The sequence below is a fragment of the Mesorhizobium sp. M1307 genome (assembly GCF_040318155.1).
In the GTDB taxonomy this organism is placed as follows: Bacteria; Pseudomonadota; Alphaproteobacteria; order Rhizobiales; family Rhizobiaceae; genus Mesorhizobium.
In genome coordinates this window covers 386,424-400,290 of sequence record NZ_JAMYLR010000001.1, presented here as the reverse complement: position 1 = coordinate 400,290, position 13,867 = coordinate 386,424, and the positions used below count along the sequence as shown (strand labels likewise).

Here is a 13,867-nt window from a genome sequence, read left to right as displayed (position 1 = left end):
CGCAAGCAAGAGAAGATAGAAAAGGGGCCTAAGTGGCCCCTTTTTGCATTGTGGTTCCTCAATCGGATCGGAGAGGAAACGATGAGCAGGAAGATTTGGGCTTCTGTCGACGACTACATTGTCGAAGCTCTTTTCGAGGCGGATCCCGCTCTTGATGCCGTTCTGGCGGCCAACCATGATCAGGGCCTGCCGCCTATCGACGTTTCCCCGGCACAAGGCAAGCTGCTCTCACTTCTTGCGCGAATGCAGGGAGCGAGGAAGGTACTCGAAATCGGCACGTTGGGCGGTTATTCGACAATCTGGATGGCGCGAGCATTGCCGATGGACGGCAAGGTCGTGACGCTCGAGCTTGATCCGCACCACGCCAGTGTCGCGCGGTCGAACTTTGAACGGGCAGGGGTGTCTGACCGTGTGGAACTGCGGGTCGGACCGGCGCTTCAATCGCTTGCGGCCTTAGGCGCCGAGAATGCCGGGCCGTTCGACTTCATCTTCATCGACGCCGACAAGCCGAACAACCCGCACTATCTGTCCTGGGCCATGCGTCTTTCGAGGCCGGGGACCGTCATCGTCTGCGACAATGTCATCCGTGACGGCGCGGTGGTGAATGAAGATGGTCGCGACGCCAATGTCGAAGGGGCACGCGCGGCGTTCTCGTTCATCGGCAGCGACAAACGTCTGGAAGGCACCGCGATCCAGACTGTTGGCGCCAAGGGCTATGACGGCTTTGCAATAGCGATCGTCAATTGATTTTGTGCGGTGCGCCGACCAGACCTGCGATCCGGCCGGCGCCCACTCGTCAATCGAAAAAAGCTTGCACCACATTGCGCTTGCCCAGCATGAAGGCGTCGGCGACGTGCTGCAGGGGCGCGAGATCGACGTCGGAGGTGCCGGCGCGCACGATCTCGGCGAAGCGCTTGTAGAGCATCGGATATTCGGCTTCCGGCTCCTCGTGAACGACGCGGCCATCGATGGCGAGCTTTGAGCCGCCGCCAGAAAGCACCATCGATCCGGCCTCGGTATCGGCCAGGATGTCCCAGCTTTGCGGGCCGGTCTGACGCCAATCGAGTTCCATCGTCACCGGCAGACCGTTCGAAGTGCGGAAGGCGATATGGGCGGCGATCGGGGCCGCGCGGTTCTCGGGGAAATCGAGCTCTGCCGAGCTGATGAACATCGGCGGCAGGATGTGGGTAGCGATCGACAGCGCGTTGATGCCGGGATCGAAGACGCCAAAGCCGCCGGGAGCCCAGATCCACTCCTGGTTCGGATGCCAGCGGCGCACGTCTTCCTTCCAGTTGATGGCGGCCGACCTGATCGTAGTCGAGCTGAGGAATGTGCGCGCTGCTTCGACAGCCGGCGCATAGCGCGAGTGCCAGCTGGCGAACAGGCAGACGCCGTTCGCTGTCGCCATCGCCTTCAGGTCTTCGACCTCGCTGACCGTGGCGCCTGGCGGCTTCTCCAGGAAGACATGTTTTTTCGCCGTGAGCGCCAAGCGCGCGGCGTCGTAACGAAACTGCGGCGGCATGCACAGCGACACCGCCTCGAGCTCCGGCACCGAGTCGAGCATCGCCTCGATCGTCGGGAAATTCGGGATGTCTTCGACTTTGCCATGCCGGCTCGCTGCGGCGACCAGGCGATAATCCTGGTCCTTCGCCAGCGCCGGCAGATGCTGGTCGCGGACGATCTTCCCCACGCCGACGATGCCGAGCTTGATGGGATTAGAGGACATGGGAGCTCCGCAGGTTGAGTATGCTTGGTTTTGCCAGAGGTCGCTTCTTAGCAGAGAACTTGTGCCGGGCAAGTCGCCGGGCTTGTGTCGCCGGCCTGCGAGATCGACCGCGATTCAGATCTCTTCAAATCTCTTCAAATCGGTACATCGAACGTCACGATCGACACTTCGCCTTCGAGCGCGCCCTGATAGGCGGACAGATGCGGCTCCTCGTCGGGCACGCCGTCCATGTCGCCGATCTGGTCGAGCTCGGCCTCGGCATAACCTTCGGCGGCAAGCGATTCGAGAGCGCGGCGCACCGCCGAATCGTCGTCCGGCGCGACCAACATCACATGCACGCCTTCCGGCCTGCCGCCTTTGCGCTTCCACACCCGCCCGGTAATAATGGTGACCGGGCGCTCCTCATTGTCATTCACGGGTTCGTACCTCCGGGCGAGGGGGTTTGGGCTGCTCATGCCGCCTTTTCGCACGAAGCACGGCCTGGAAACAGCGGCAAGCCGGTCACTTTCTGCCTTCCTCTTGAAAAACGGCGCAAGAAAATTACATGCGCTTTTCGCATGGCTGCCACGCCTCGGGTTCAGCGCAATATTTGCCGCTCCGGGGTTGACGGACAGTGGCCATACGAGTAGAAGCCGCCCAGTCAGAACCGATGTGAGGCTCTTGCTTCCGAAGCGACACGCTTTGGAGTTTGCCTCAAACAGGGTTCGTTTTACGAGCGAAAAGACATTTCCGGCGTGCATGAAGCGGCTTCCGCTTCCTCTGCCATTTGTTCGGGCAAGACCGCGAGGCGCGGTTTGTGGCCCGAATTTGCGTATGGAAATGACGCTTTGAGCGGCCCTGACCGGGCGAGATACGGAATTGAGAGACAAGAGGGTTTAATGCCTACCGTCAACCAGCTGATCCGCAAGCCGCGCATTGCGCCGGTGAAGCGCAACAAGGTCCCGGCCATGCAGCAGAACCCGCAGAAGCGGGGCGTCTGCACGCGCGTCTACACCACGACGCCGAAGAAGCCGAACTCGGCGCTGCGCAAGGTGGCCAAGATCCGCCTGACCAATGGTTTTGAAGTGATCGGTTACATCCCCGGCGAAGGCCACAACCTTCAGGAGCACTCGGTGGTGATGATCCGCGGCGGTCGCGTCAAGGATCTTCCGGGCGTCCGTTACCACATCATCCGCGGCGTGCTCGACACGCAAGGCGTGAAGAACCGCAAGCAGCGCCGTTCGAAATACGGCGCCAAGCGTCCGAAGTGACCGAAGCGTAGCCAAGGTCGTTCCGGGCGGCGTCAAGCGACGATCCGGGATCCAGGCCACCGCGTAGAATTGAGGCAGAGAAAAAATGTCCCGTCGTCACAGTGCAGAAAAGCGTGAGATCAATCCGGACCCGAAGTTCGGCGATCTGATCGTCACCAAGTTCATGAACGCCGTCATGTATGACGGCAAGAAGTCGGTTGCCGAGACCATCGTCTACGGCGCGCTCGACCAGGTTCAGTCCAAGACCAAGCAGGAGCCGGTCACCGTCTTCCATCAGGCGCTCGACAATGTCGCGCCGCATGTGGAAGTGCGTTCGCGCCGCGTCGGCGGCGCCACCTACCAGGTTCCGGTCGACGTGCGCCCCGAGCGCCGTCAGGCATTGGCCATCCGCTGGCTGATTGCCGCCGCCCGCAACCGCAACGAGACCACTATGGTCGACCGCCTCTCCGGCGAGCTGATGGACGCGGCCAACAACCGCGGCACCGCCGTCAAGAAGCGTGAAGACACCCACAAGATGGCAGAAGCCAACCGCGCTTTCGCGCACTACCGCTGGTAAAGCGCGAACGAGACTGAAGAGGCACCTCCCATGGCCCGCGAATATAAAATCGAAGACTACCGCAATTTCGGTATCATGGCGCACATCGACGCCGGCAAGACGACGACCACCGAGCGCGTCCTCTATTACACGGGCAAGTCGCACAAGATCGGCGAAGTCCACGACGGCGCTGCCACCATGGATTGGATGGAGCAGGAGCAGGAGCGCGGCATTACCATCACGTCCGCCGCGACCACGACCTTCTGGAAGGGTCGCGACGGCAAGATGCACCGCTTCAACATCATCGACACCCCCGGCCACGTCGACTTCACCATTGAAGTCGAGCGCTCGCTGCGCGTGCTTGACGGCGCCATCGCGCTGCTCGATGCCAATGCCGGTGTCGAGCCGCAGACGGAAACCGTCTGGCGCCAGGCCGACAAGTACCGCGTGCCGCGCATGATCTTCTGCAACAAGATGGACAAGATCGGCGCCGACTTCTACCGCTCGGTCGAGATGATCGGTTCGCGCCTCGGTGCACATGCCGTCGTCATGCAGCTGCCGATCGGCGCCGAGACGGAGTTCAAGGGTGTCGTCGACCTCGTCGAGATGAACGCGCTGGTCTGGCGCGACGAGACGCTGGGCGCTGCCTGGGACATCGTCGAGATCCCTGCCGACCTCAAGGCTCGTGCCGAAGAATACCGCGAGAAGATGATCGAGGCCGCCGTCGAAATGGACGAGACGGCGCTCGAGAATTACCTCGAAGGCAAGATGCCGAGCAACGACGAGATCCGTGCGCTCATCCGCAAGGGCACGATTGCGGTGAAGTTCTATCCGATGTTCTGCGGCTCGGCCTTCAAGAACAAGGGCGTGCAGCCGCTGCTCGACGCCGTCGTCGAATATCTGCCGTCGCCGGCCGATGTCCCGGCCATCAAGGGCGTCGACGCCAAGACCGACGCCGAGATCGAGCGTCATGCCGACGACAACGAGCCGCTGTCGATGCTCGCCTTCAAGATCATGAACGACCCGTTCGTCGGTTCGCTCACCTTTGCCCGCATCTATTCGGGCAAGCTCACCAAGGGCATCTCGGTCGACAACACCGTGAAGGGCAAGAAAGAGCGCATCGGCCGCATGCTGCAGATGCATGCGAATTCGCGCGCCGACGTCGAAGAGGCGTTTGCCGGCGACATCGTCGCCCTCGCTGGTCTCAAGGACACCACCACCGGCGACACGCTCAGTGATCCGCTGCATCCGGTCATCCTCGAGCGCATGGAATTCCCCGATCCGGTCATCCAGATCGCCATCGAGCCGAAGACCAAGAACGACCAGGAAAAGATGGGTCTCGCCCTTCACCGCCTGGCCGCCGAGGATCCGTCCTTCCGCGTCAAGACCGACGAGGAATCGGGCCAGACGATCATTTCCGGCATGGGCGAGCTTCACCTCGACATCATCGTCGACCGTATGCGCCGCGAGTTCAAGGTCGAGGCCAATGTCGGCGCGCCGCAGGTGGCCTACCGCGAGACGATCACCCGCAAGCACGAGCAGGACTACACGCACAAGAAGCAGACCGGCGGTACCGGCCAGTTCGCCCGCGTCAAGATCCTGTTCGAGCCGAATCCGGAAAGCAGCGAATTCGAGTTCGAAACCAAGATCGTCGGCGGCGCTGTGCCGAAGGAATACATCCCCGGTGTCGAAAAGGGCATCAACAGCGTCATGACCTCGGGCCCGTTCGCCGGCTTCCCGATGATCGGCGTCAAGGCGACGCTGATCGATGGCGCCTACCACGACGTGGACTCGTCGGTTCTGGCCTTCGAAATCGCCGGCCGCGCCTGCTTCCGTGAAGCAGCGCCCAAGCTTGGCGTGCAGTTGCTCGAGCCGATCATGAAGGTCGAAGTGGTGACGCCGGAAGATTACGTCGGCAGCGTTATCGGCGACTTGAACGGCCGTCGCGGCCAGATCCAGGGCCAGGAAGCCCGTGGCGTGGCTGTGGTCATCAACGCGATGGTGCCGCTCGCCAACATGTTCAAATACGTGGACAACCTTCGCTCGATGAGCCAGGGCCGCGCGGCCTACACGATGCAGTTCGACCACTACGAGCCGGTCCCGACCGCGGTCGCCCAGGAAGTCCAGAAGAAATACGCGTAACTCGAAACGAGTTGCATCAGTAACTTAATTCAAGGCCCGCACGGGCTGGCAGGAATGGAGAGATCACATGGCAAAAGGTAAATTCGAGCGCACTAAGCCTCATGTGAACATCGGCACGATTGGTCACGTCGATCATGGCAAGACGTCGCTGACGGCGGCGATCACCAAGTATTTTGGCGAATACAAGCGCTACGACCAGATCGATGCGGCGCCCGAAGAGAAGGCGCGCGGCATCACCATTTCGACGGCGCACGTCGAATACGAGACCGCCAACCGCCACTATGCCCATGTCGACTGCCCCGGCCACGCCGACTACGTCAAGAACATGATCACCGGTGCCGCGCAGATGGACGGCGCGATCCTGGTGGTGTCGGCCGCCGACGGCCCGATGCCGCAGACCCGCGAGCACATCCTGCTCGCCCGCCAGGTCGGCGTGCCCTCGATCGTGGTGTTCTTGAACAAGGTCGACCAGGTCGACGACGCCGAGCTGCTCGAGCTGGTCGAGCTCGAGGTGCGTGAGCTTTTGACCAAGAACGAGTTCCCCGGCGACGACATTCCGATCGTCAAGGGTTCGGCGCTTGCCGCACTTGAAGACAGCGACAAGAAGATCGGCGAGGACGCCATCCGCGAACTGATGGCTGCGGTCGATGCCTACATCCCGACGCCGGTTCGTCCGCTCGACAAGCCGTTCCTGATGCCGATCGAGGACGTGTTCTCGATCTCGGGCCGCGGCACGGTTGTGACCGGCCGCGTCGAGCGCGGCGTCGTCAAGGTCGGCGAGGAGCTGGAGATCGTCGGCATCCGTCCGACCACCAAGACGACCTGCACGGGCGTCGAGATGTTCCGCAAGCTGCTCGACCAGGGCCAGGCCGGCGACAACATCGGCGCGCTGTTGCGCGGTGTCGACCGTGAAGGCGTCGAGCGCGGCCAGGTCCTGGCCAAGCCCGGCACCGTCAAGCCGCACAAGAAGTTCGTTGCCGAAGCCTACATCCTGACCAAGGACGAGGGCGGCCGCCACACGCCGTTCTTCACCAACTACCGTCCGCAGTTCTATTTCCGCACGACGGACGTGACCGGCATCGTGTCGCTGCCGGAAGGCACCGAGATGGTGATGCCGGGCGACAACATCACCGTCGATGTCGAGCTGATCGTGCCGATCGCCATGGAAGAGAAGCTGCGCTTCGCCATCCGTGAAGGCGGCCGCACCGTCGGTGCCGGCATCGTCGTCACCATCAAAGAGTAATTTGGACTTAAACCGATCTGTCGCGGGCGCTGCCCGCGCCGCGCCAGAACAAGGAAGTGACGCATGAACGGACAGAATATCCGCATCCGCCTGAAGGCGTTTGATCACCGGGTGCTCGACGCCTCGACACGGGAAATCGTGTCGACCGCCAAGCGCACCGGCGCCAACGTCCGCGGCCCCATTCCGCTGCCGACGCGGATCGAAAAGTTCACGGTCAACCGGTCGCCTCACGTCGACAAGAAGAGCCGCGAGCAGTTCGAGATGCGCACGCACAAGCGTCTGCTCGACATCGTCGACCCGACCCCGCAGACGGTCGATGCTTTGATGAAGCTCGACCTGGCCGCCGGTGTCGACGTCGAGATCAAGCTCTAAGGAACCAGAGGTCAGCGGGGCGACCCGGAACTCTGAAGGAACAAGAGGCGTGGAGGGGCGACAGCCCCGACAGGGAACTCTAAAGGAATTGAACCGATGCGTTCAGGTGTGATTGCAAAGAAGGTGGGAATGACCCGCATCTACAACGATGCGGGGGAACATGTTCCCGTCACTGTTCTCCAGATGGAGAACTGCCAGGTCGTGGCGCAGCGCACGCAGGAGAAGAACGGCTATACCGCCGTCCAGCTCGGCGTTGGCCTTGCCAAGGTGAAGAACACGTCGAAGGCGATGCGCGGCCATTTCGCAACCGCTTCCGTCGAGCCCAAGGCCAAGGTTGCCGAGTTCCGCGTCTCCGCCGACAACATGATCGATGTTGGCGCCGAGATCACCGTCGAGCACTTCGTCGTCGGCCAGAAGGTCGATGTGACGGGGACCACGATCGGCAAAGGCTTCCAGGGCGTCATCAAGCGGCACCACATGGGTGGCGGCCGCGCGACGCACGGCAACTCGGTGTCGCACCGTACACATGGCTCGACCGGCCAGCGCCAGGATCCGGGCAAGGTGTTCAAGGGCAAGCATATGGCCGGCCACATGGGTGACACCCGCGTCACCACGCAGAATGTCGAGGTCGTCTCGACCGACGCCGATCGCGGCCTGATCCTGATCCGCGGTGCGGTCCCGGGTTCGAAGGGTGCATGGATCCTGGTCCGCGACGCGGCCAAGGTGGCGCTTCCGGCCAATGCGCCGAAGCCCGCCGCGATCCGCGCCGTTGCGAGTGACGGTGCCGCCACGAACGAGGCCCCGGCCACAGAGGGAGCGGAATAATGGACCTCAAGATTACAACGCTTGGCGGCAAGGACGCCGGCAAGCTGAAGCTCTCCGAAGAGATTTTTGGCCTTGATCCGCGCGAGGACATCCTGCAGCGCGTCGTGCGCTGGCAGCTTGCCAAGAAGCAGCAGGGCACCCACAAGGCCAAGGGTCGCGCGGAAATCGCCCGCACCGGCGCCAAGATGTACAAGCAGAAGGGTACAGGCCGCGCCCGTCACCATTCGGCTCGCGCTCCGCAGTTCCGCGGCGGCGGCAAGGCCCACGGCCCGGTCGTGCGCAGCCACGAGCACGATCTGCCGAAGAAGGTGCGTGCACTCGGCCTCAAGCATGCGCTTTCGGCCAAGGCCAAGAGCGCGTCGATCATCATCATCGACGAGCTGAAGCTGACCGAGGCCAAGACCAAGGCACTGATCGCGAATTTCGCGACGCTGGGCCTGAGCAACGCCCTGGTGATCGGCGGCGCCGAGCTTGACAAGAATTTCAAGCTGGCGGCGACCAACATCCCGAACATCGACGTGCTGCCCATCCAGGGCATCAACGTCTACGACATTCTGCGCCGCGGCACGCTGGTCCTTTCCAAGGCCGCCGTCGAGGCTCTCGAGGAGCGCTTCAAATGACCGACCTTCGTCATTACGACGTGATCGTCTCGCCGGCGATCACCGAAAAGTCGACCATGGCTTCCGAGCAGAACCAGGTCGTCTTCAATGTCGCCAAGAAGGCGTCGAAGCCGGAAATCAAGGCCGCCGTCGAAGCGCTGTTCGGCGTCAAGGTGATGGCCGTGAACACGCTTGTCCGCAAGGGCAAGATCAAGCGCTTCCGCGGCACGATCGGCCGCCAGAGCGACGTCAAGAAGGCGGTTGTGACGCTGGCCGAAGGCCAGTCGATCGACGTCGCGACGGGTCTCTGAGCAAGGTCGCGAGGACAGAACAATGGCACTGAAAAAATTCAACCCGGTAACGCCGAGCACCCGTCAGCTGGTCATCGTCGACCGCTCGGGCCTCTACAAGGGCAAGCCCGTCAAGGGCCTGACCGAAGGCCTGACCAAGTCGGGCGGCCGCAACAATTACGGACGCATCACGGCCCGCTTCATCGGCGGCGGTCACAAGCGCACCTACCGTATCATCGACTTCAAGCGCCGCAAGTTCGACGTCGTCGGCACGGTCGAGCGTATCGAGTACGATCCGAACCGCACCGCCTTCATCGCGCTGATCAAGTATGACGATGGCGAGCTGTCCTACATCATCGCCCCGCAGCGTCTGGCTCCCGGCGACAAAATCGTGGCCGGTGAATCGGTCGACGTGAAGCCGGGCAACGCGATGCCGCTGGCTTCGATGCCGGTCGGCACGATCGTCCACAATATCGAGCTGAAGCCCGGCAAGGGCGCTCAGGTCGCCCGTTCGGCCGGCGGTTATGGCCAGCTCGTCGGCCGCGACCAGGGCATGGCGATCCTGCGCCTCAATTCGGGCGAGCAGCGTGTCGTCCACGGCTCCTGCATGGCCACTGTCGGCGCCGTGTCTAACCCGGACCACGGCAACATCAATGACGGCAAGGCAGGCCGCACCGTGTGGCGCGGCAAACGTCCGCACAATCGCGGCGTGACCATGAACCCGGTCGACCATCCACATGGCGGCGGCGAAGGCCGCACCTCGGGTGGCCGCCATCCGGTTTCGCCCTGGGGCAAGCCGACCAAGGGCAAGAAGACGCGGTCCAACAAGGCGACCGACAAGTTCATCCTGCGCTCGCGCCATCAGCGCAAGAGCTAAGAAGAGGTAACGCCAAGTGACTCGTTCGATTTGGAAAGGCCCCTTCATCGACGGCTACCTTCTGAAGAAGGTGGACAAGGTTCGTGAAGGTGGTCGCAATGAGGTGATCAAGATGTGGAGCCGCCGCTCCACCATCCTGCCGCAGTTCGTCGGCTTCACCTTCGGTGTCTACAACGGCCAGAAGCACGTTCCCGTCTCGGTGAACGAGGACATGGTCGGTCACAAGTTCGGTGAATTCGCTCCGACCCGGACCTATTACGGTCACGGCGCGGATAAGAAGGCGAAGAGGAAATAATCATGGGCAAGGCCAAAGCTCCGCGCAGGCTTGCTGACAACGAAGCGCGCGCCGTGTTGCGCACGATCCGTATCAGCCCGCAGAAGCTGAACCTGGTTGCCGCGTTGATCCGCGGCAAGAAGGTCGCGACAGCGCTTTCCGACCTCGAATTCTCGGCCAAGCGGATTTCCGGCACGGTCAAGAAGACGCTGGAATCGGCGATCGCCAACGCGGAAAACAACCACGACCTCGACGTCGATGCGCTGATCGTGGCGGAAGCCTATGTCGGCAAGTCGATCGTCATGAAGCGGTTCCATGCCCGTGGCCGTGGTCGCGCCAGCCGTATCGAGAAGCCGTTCTCGCACCTCACGATCGTCGTTCGTGAAGTCGAAGAAAAAGGGGAGGCCGCATAATGGGCCAGAAAGTCAATCCGATCGGTCTGCGTCTCGGCATCAACCGCACCTGGGATTCGCGCTGGTTCGCGAACACCGGCGAGTACGGCAAGCTGCTGCACGAGGACATCAAGATCCGCAAATATCTTGAGAAGGAACTCAAGCAGGCTGCGATCTCGAAGGTCGTGATCGAGCGTCCGCACAAGAAGTGCCGCGTCACCATCCATGCGGCGCGTCCGGGCCTGATCATCGGCAAGAAGGGCGCCGACATCGAGAAGCTTCGCAAGAAGCTGATGGAGATGACCAAGTCCGAGACGCATCTGAACATCGTCGAAGTGCGCAAGCCGGAGATCGACGCGACCTTGGTCGCCCAGTCGATCGCCCAGCAGCTCGAGCGCCGCATCGCGTTCCGCCGCGCCATGAAGCGTGCCGTGCAGTCGGCGATGCGCCTCGGTGCCGAAGGCATCCGCATCAACTGCGCCGGCCGTCTCGGCGGCGCCGAGATCGCGCGCATGGAATGGTATCGTGAAGGCCGCGTGCCGCTGCATACGCTGCGTGCCGACGTCGACTACGGCACGGCCGAGGCGAATACGGCCTACGGCATCTGCGGCGTCAAGGTCTGGGTGTTCAAGGGCGAAATCCTCGAGCACGACCCGATGGCTTCGGAGCGCCGCGCCACCGAGGGCGATCATGCGCATGGCGGTGGTGGTGAGCGCGAACGCGGTCGCCGTCGCGAAAACGCGTAAGACATTTAGGAATTTGGAGTTAGAACGATGCTGCAGCCAAAGCGCACAAAGTTCCGCAAGCAGTTCAAGGGCCGCATCCACGGTACCGCCAAGGGCGGCACCAACCTGGATTTCGGTGGTTTCGGGCTGAAGGCGCTTGAGCCGAACCGCGTCACCGCGCGTGAGATCGAGGCGGCCCGCCGCGCGATCACCCGCGAGATGAAGCGTGCCGGCCGCGTGTGGATCCGTATCTTCCCGGACGTGCCGGTGACGTCGAAGCCGACCGAAGTCCGTATGGGTAAGGGCAAGGGCGCGGTCGACTACTGGGCGGCACGCGTCAAGCCGGGCCGCATCATGTTCGAGATCGACGGCGTCAACGAGGAAACCGCCCGTGAGGCGCTGCGTCTCGGCGCGGCCAAGCTCTCGGTCAGGACGCGCTTCGTACAGCGCATCGCAGAATAAGGACGGGCTGATCATGAAAGCCGAAGACATCCGGACCAAGACCCAGGACCAGCTGACCGACGACCTGGCCAGCCTGAAGAAGGAGCAGTTCAACCTGCGCTTCCAGAAGGCCACCGGCCAGCTTGAGAAGACCGCGCGCGTGAGGCAGGTCCGCAAGGACATTGCGCGTATCAAGACCATCGCTGCGGAAAAATCCGCGGCCAAGAAGGCTTAAGGACGAAAACCATGCCAAAGCGCATTCTGCAGGGCACCGTCGTCAGCGACAAGAACGAGAAGACGGTTGTCGTCAAGGTCGAACGGCGCTTCACGCATCCCGTGATGAAGAAGACCGTGCGCATGACCAAGAAGTACAAGGCGCACGACGAGAACAACGCCCACAAGGTCGGCGATCAGGTGTTCATCCAGGAATCGAAGCCGATTTCCAAGGACAAGCGCTGGGTCGTGGTGTCTTCGGACCAGGCCTGATCAGGGCTAACGAAACGAATTTTGGACAGACCGGGGAGGGGTGAGAAACCCGTCCCGTTAGAAAAGAAGAAGGCGGCCAGTCATGATTCAGATGCAAACAAACCTCGACGTCGCGGATAATTCCGGCGCCCGTCGTGTCATGTGCATCAAGGTGCTGGGCGGCTCGAAGCGGAAATACGCTTCCGTGGGCGACATCATCGTGGTGTCGATCAAGGAAGCCATCCCGCGCGGCCGCGTCAAGAAGGGCGATGTGATGAAGGCGGTCGTGGTTCGCACGGCCAAGGACATCCGCCGCCCGGACGGCAGCGTGATCCGTTTCGACAAGAACGCAGCCGTTCTCGTCGACAACAAGAAAGAGCCGATCGGCACGCGTATCTTCGGACCGGTTCCGCGCGAACTCCGCGCCAAGAACCACATGAAGATCATCTCGCTCGCGCCTGAAGTGCTGTAAGGAGCCGGACCAATGCAAAAGATTAGAAAAGGCGACAAGGTCGTCGTGCTGGCCGGCAAGGACAAGGGCCGTTCGGGCGAAGTCCTTTCGGTACAGCCGAAGGATGACACCGCGCTGGTGCGCGGCGTCAACCTGATCCGTCGTCACCAGAAGCAGTCCCAGTCCCAAGAGGGCGGGATCATCACCAAGGAAGCGCCGATCCAGCTGTCGAACATCGCGCTGGCCGACCCCAAGGATGGCAAGCCGACCCGCGTCGGCTTCATCTTCCAGAAGGACGGCAAGAAGGTGCGCGTCGCCAAGCGCTCGGGAGAAGTCATCAATGGCTAAGGCTCAAACCAAGCAGGCAACTGCCCAGAACACGCCGCGCCTCAAGCAGGTCTACAACGAGACCATCCGCAAGGCGCTGCAGGAGCAGTTCGGCTACGAGAACGAGATGCAGGTTCCGCGCATCGACAAGATCGTGCTGAACATGGGCGTCGGCGAGGCGACTGGCGATTCGAAGAAGCCTTCGATCGCGGCGGAAGACCTTGCGATGATCGCCGGCCAGAAGGCCGTTGTCACCCGCGCCCGCAACTCGATCGCCGGCTTCAAGGTCCGCGAAAAGATGCCGATCGGCGCCAAGGTCACGCTACGCAAGGAACGCATGTACGAGTTCCTCGACCGCCTCGTGAACATCGCACTGCCGCGCGTCCGCGACTTTCGCGGACTTAATCCGAAGAGCTTCGATGGCCGTGGCAACTATGCCATGGGCATCAAGGAACACATCGTGTTTCCGGAGATCAACTACGACAAGGTTGATCAGATCTGGGGCATGGACGTCATCGTTTGTACGACTGCGAAGACGGACGACGAAGCCAGGGCATTGCTCAAGGCCTTCAACTTCCCCTTCCGCCAGTAACGGCAGCGAGAAAAGGAAAATCTGAAATGGCAAAGACCAGCTCAGTCGAGAAGAACAACAGGCGCCGCAAGCTTGCGGACCAGTTCGCTGCCAAGCGCAAGGTGCTCAAGGCGATCATCATGGATCAGTCCAAGCCGATGGAAGAGCGCTTCCGCGCCCAGCTGAAGCTTTCGGCGCTGCCGCGCAACTCGGCCAAGACCCGCATTCGCAACCGCTGCGAAGTCACCGGACGTCCGCGTGCCTATTATCGCAAGCTCAAAGTATCGCGTATCGCGCTTCGTGATCTCGGCAATAACGGCCAGATCCCGGGCCTGGTCAAGTCGAGCTGGTAAGGAGGACAT

22 protein-coding genes are annotated in these 13,867 nt (G+C 62.0%); 20 read left to right on the top strand and 2 right to left on the bottom strand.

Going from position 1 to position 13,867, the window contains the following annotated elements; translation table 11 throughout:
- Nucleotides 1–81 precede the first annotated feature (81 nt).
- Nucleotides 82–747 carry an O-methyltransferase gene (locus NKH16_RS02010; protein WP_352474774.1) on the top strand — a complete coding sequence of 222 codons (666 nt, stop codon included), beginning with the start codon at nucleotides 82–84 and terminating at the stop codon, nucleotides 745–747.
- A gap of 49 nt (nucleotides 748–796) precedes the next feature.
- Here the strand turns inward: NKH16_RS02010 and NKH16_RS02005 are convergent, their stop codons facing one another.
- Nucleotides 797–1,726, bottom strand: coding sequence for a Gfo/Idh/MocA family protein (locus NKH16_RS02005; RefSeq protein WP_352749284.1), 930 nt, complete (start codon nucleotides 1,724–1,726; stop codon nucleotides 797–799).
- A gap of 134 nt (nucleotides 1,727–1,860) precedes the next feature.
- The gene (locus NKH16_RS02000) at nucleotides 1,861–2,142 is read right to left on the bottom strand and encodes a transcriptional regulator (protein ID WP_352898075.1); all 282 of its coding nucleotides are present in this window, start codon (nucleotides 2,140–2,142) and stop codon (nucleotides 1,861–1,863) included.
- A 462-nt stretch (nucleotides 2,143–2,604) separates the two neighbouring features.
- Between NKH16_RS02000 and rpsL the strand changes: the two genes are divergently transcribed.
- The 19 genes from rpsL to rpsN all read left to right on the top strand — a co-directional run bounded on the left by rpsL (nucleotide 2,605) and on the right by rpsN (nucleotide 13,858).
- On the top strand, nucleotides 2,605–2,976 hold the full coding sequence (gene rpsL / locus NKH16_RS01995) for a 30S ribosomal protein S12 (RefSeq protein WP_006333356.1): 372 nt from the start codon (nucleotides 2,605–2,607) through the stop codon (nucleotides 2,974–2,976).
- 85 nt (nucleotides 2,977–3,061) lie between these two features.
- Nucleotides 3,062–3,532 (top strand): 30S ribosomal protein S7, encoded by a 471-nt coding sequence (gene rpsG / locus NKH16_RS01990; RefSeq protein WP_008875664.1) that lies wholly within the window; start codon nucleotides 3,062–3,064, stop codon nucleotides 3,530–3,532.
- Between the two features lie 30 nt (nucleotides 3,533–3,562).
- A complete protein-coding gene (gene fusA / locus NKH16_RS01985) occupies nucleotides 3,563–5,653 on the top strand; it encodes an elongation factor G (RefSeq protein WP_023680448.1) in 2,091 nt (696 codons plus the stop codon).
- Between the two features lie 67 nt (nucleotides 5,654–5,720).
- A complete protein-coding gene (gene tuf, locus NKH16_RS01980) occupies nucleotides 5,721–6,896 on the top strand; it encodes an elongation factor Tu (RefSeq protein ID WP_254817137.1) in 1,176 nt (391 codons plus the stop codon).
- A gap of 63 nt (nucleotides 6,897–6,959) precedes the next feature.
- Entirely contained in the window at nucleotides 6,960–7,268 is a 309-nt protein-coding gene (gene rpsJ / locus NKH16_RS01975; protein WP_006205468.1) for a 30S ribosomal protein S10, read from the top strand.
- 96 nt (nucleotides 7,269–7,364) lie between these two features.
- The gene (gene rplC / locus NKH16_RS01970; RefSeq protein WP_352748790.1) at nucleotides 7,365–8,093 is read left to right on the top strand and encodes a 50S ribosomal protein L3; all 729 of its coding nucleotides are present in this window, start codon (nucleotides 7,365–7,367) and stop codon (nucleotides 8,091–8,093) included.
- Nucleotides 8,093–8,713 carry a 50S ribosomal protein L4 gene (gene rplD, locus NKH16_RS01965; protein WP_023675140.1) on the top strand — a complete coding sequence of 207 codons (621 nt, stop codon included), beginning with the start codon at nucleotides 8,093–8,095 and terminating at the stop codon, nucleotides 8,711–8,713. Before rplC ends, rplD begins: the two co-directional genes overlap by 1 nt.
- Nucleotides 8,710–9,003, top strand: coding sequence for a 50S ribosomal protein L23 (locus NKH16_RS01960; protein WP_023675139.1), 294 nt, complete (start codon nucleotides 8,710–8,712; stop codon nucleotides 9,001–9,003). The genes rplD and NKH16_RS01960 overlap by 4 nt, the downstream gene beginning before the upstream one ends.
- 22 nt (nucleotides 9,004–9,025) lie before the next feature.
- Entirely contained in the window at nucleotides 9,026–9,859 is an 834-nt protein-coding gene (gene rplB / locus NKH16_RS01955; protein ID WP_023675138.1) for a 50S ribosomal protein L2, read from the top strand.
- Between the two features lie 16 nt (nucleotides 9,860–9,875).
- A complete protein-coding gene (gene rpsS / locus NKH16_RS01950; protein ID WP_006205463.1) occupies nucleotides 9,876–10,154 on the top strand; it encodes a 30S ribosomal protein S19 in 279 nt (92 codons plus the stop codon).
- Nucleotides 10,155–10,156: 2 nt separating this feature from the next.
- Nucleotides 10,157–10,546: a 50S ribosomal protein L22 gene (rplV, locus tag NKH16_RS01945; RefSeq protein ID WP_006205462.1), complete on the top strand. Its 390-nt coding sequence runs from the start codon at nucleotides 10,157–10,159 to the stop codon at nucleotides 10,544–10,546.
- Nucleotides 10,546–11,271: a 30S ribosomal protein S3 gene (gene rpsC, locus NKH16_RS01940; protein ID WP_023675137.1), complete on the top strand. Its 726-nt coding sequence runs from the start codon at nucleotides 10,546–10,548 to the stop codon at nucleotides 11,269–11,271. Before rplV ends, rpsC begins: the two co-directional genes overlap by 1 nt.
- Nucleotides 11,272–11,298: 27 nt before the next feature.
- A complete protein-coding gene (gene rplP, locus NKH16_RS01935) occupies nucleotides 11,299–11,712 on the top strand; it encodes a 50S ribosomal protein L16 (RefSeq protein WP_006205460.1) in 414 nt (137 codons plus the stop codon).
- 13 nt (nucleotides 11,713–11,725) lie between these two features.
- The gene (gene rpmC / locus NKH16_RS01930) at nucleotides 11,726–11,926 is read left to right on the top strand and encodes a 50S ribosomal protein L29 (RefSeq protein ID WP_006205459.1); all 201 of its coding nucleotides are present in this window, start codon (nucleotides 11,726–11,728) and stop codon (nucleotides 11,924–11,926) included.
- 11 nt (nucleotides 11,927–11,937) lie between these two features.
- Nucleotides 11,938–12,177 (top strand): 30S ribosomal protein S17, encoded by a 240-nt coding sequence (gene rpsQ / locus NKH16_RS01925; protein WP_023675136.1) that lies wholly within the window; start codon nucleotides 11,938–11,940, stop codon nucleotides 12,175–12,177.
- 82 nt (nucleotides 12,178–12,259) lie between these two features.
- Nucleotides 12,260–12,628: a 50S ribosomal protein L14 gene (gene rplN, locus NKH16_RS01920; RefSeq protein ID WP_006205457.1), complete on the top strand. Its 369-nt coding sequence runs from the start codon at nucleotides 12,260–12,262 to the stop codon at nucleotides 12,626–12,628.
- A 12-nt stretch (nucleotides 12,629–12,640) separates the two neighbouring features.
- Nucleotides 12,641–12,955, top strand: coding sequence for a 50S ribosomal protein L24 (rplX, locus tag NKH16_RS01915; RefSeq protein ID WP_254817150.1), 315 nt, complete (start codon nucleotides 12,641–12,643; stop codon nucleotides 12,953–12,955).
- Nucleotides 12,948–13,526 (top strand): 50S ribosomal protein L5, encoded by a 579-nt coding sequence (gene rplE, locus NKH16_RS01910; protein WP_008875670.1) that lies wholly within the window; start codon nucleotides 12,948–12,950, stop codon nucleotides 13,524–13,526. The genes rplX and rplE overlap by 8 nt, the downstream gene beginning before the upstream one ends.
- 26 nt (nucleotides 13,527–13,552) lie before the next feature.
- Nucleotides 13,553–13,858, top strand: a complete 306-nt coding sequence (gene rpsN / locus NKH16_RS01905; RefSeq protein ID WP_023675134.1) for a 30S ribosomal protein S14 — start codon at nucleotides 13,553–13,555, stop codon at nucleotides 13,856–13,858.
- Nucleotides 13,859–13,867: the final 9 nt, after the last annotated feature.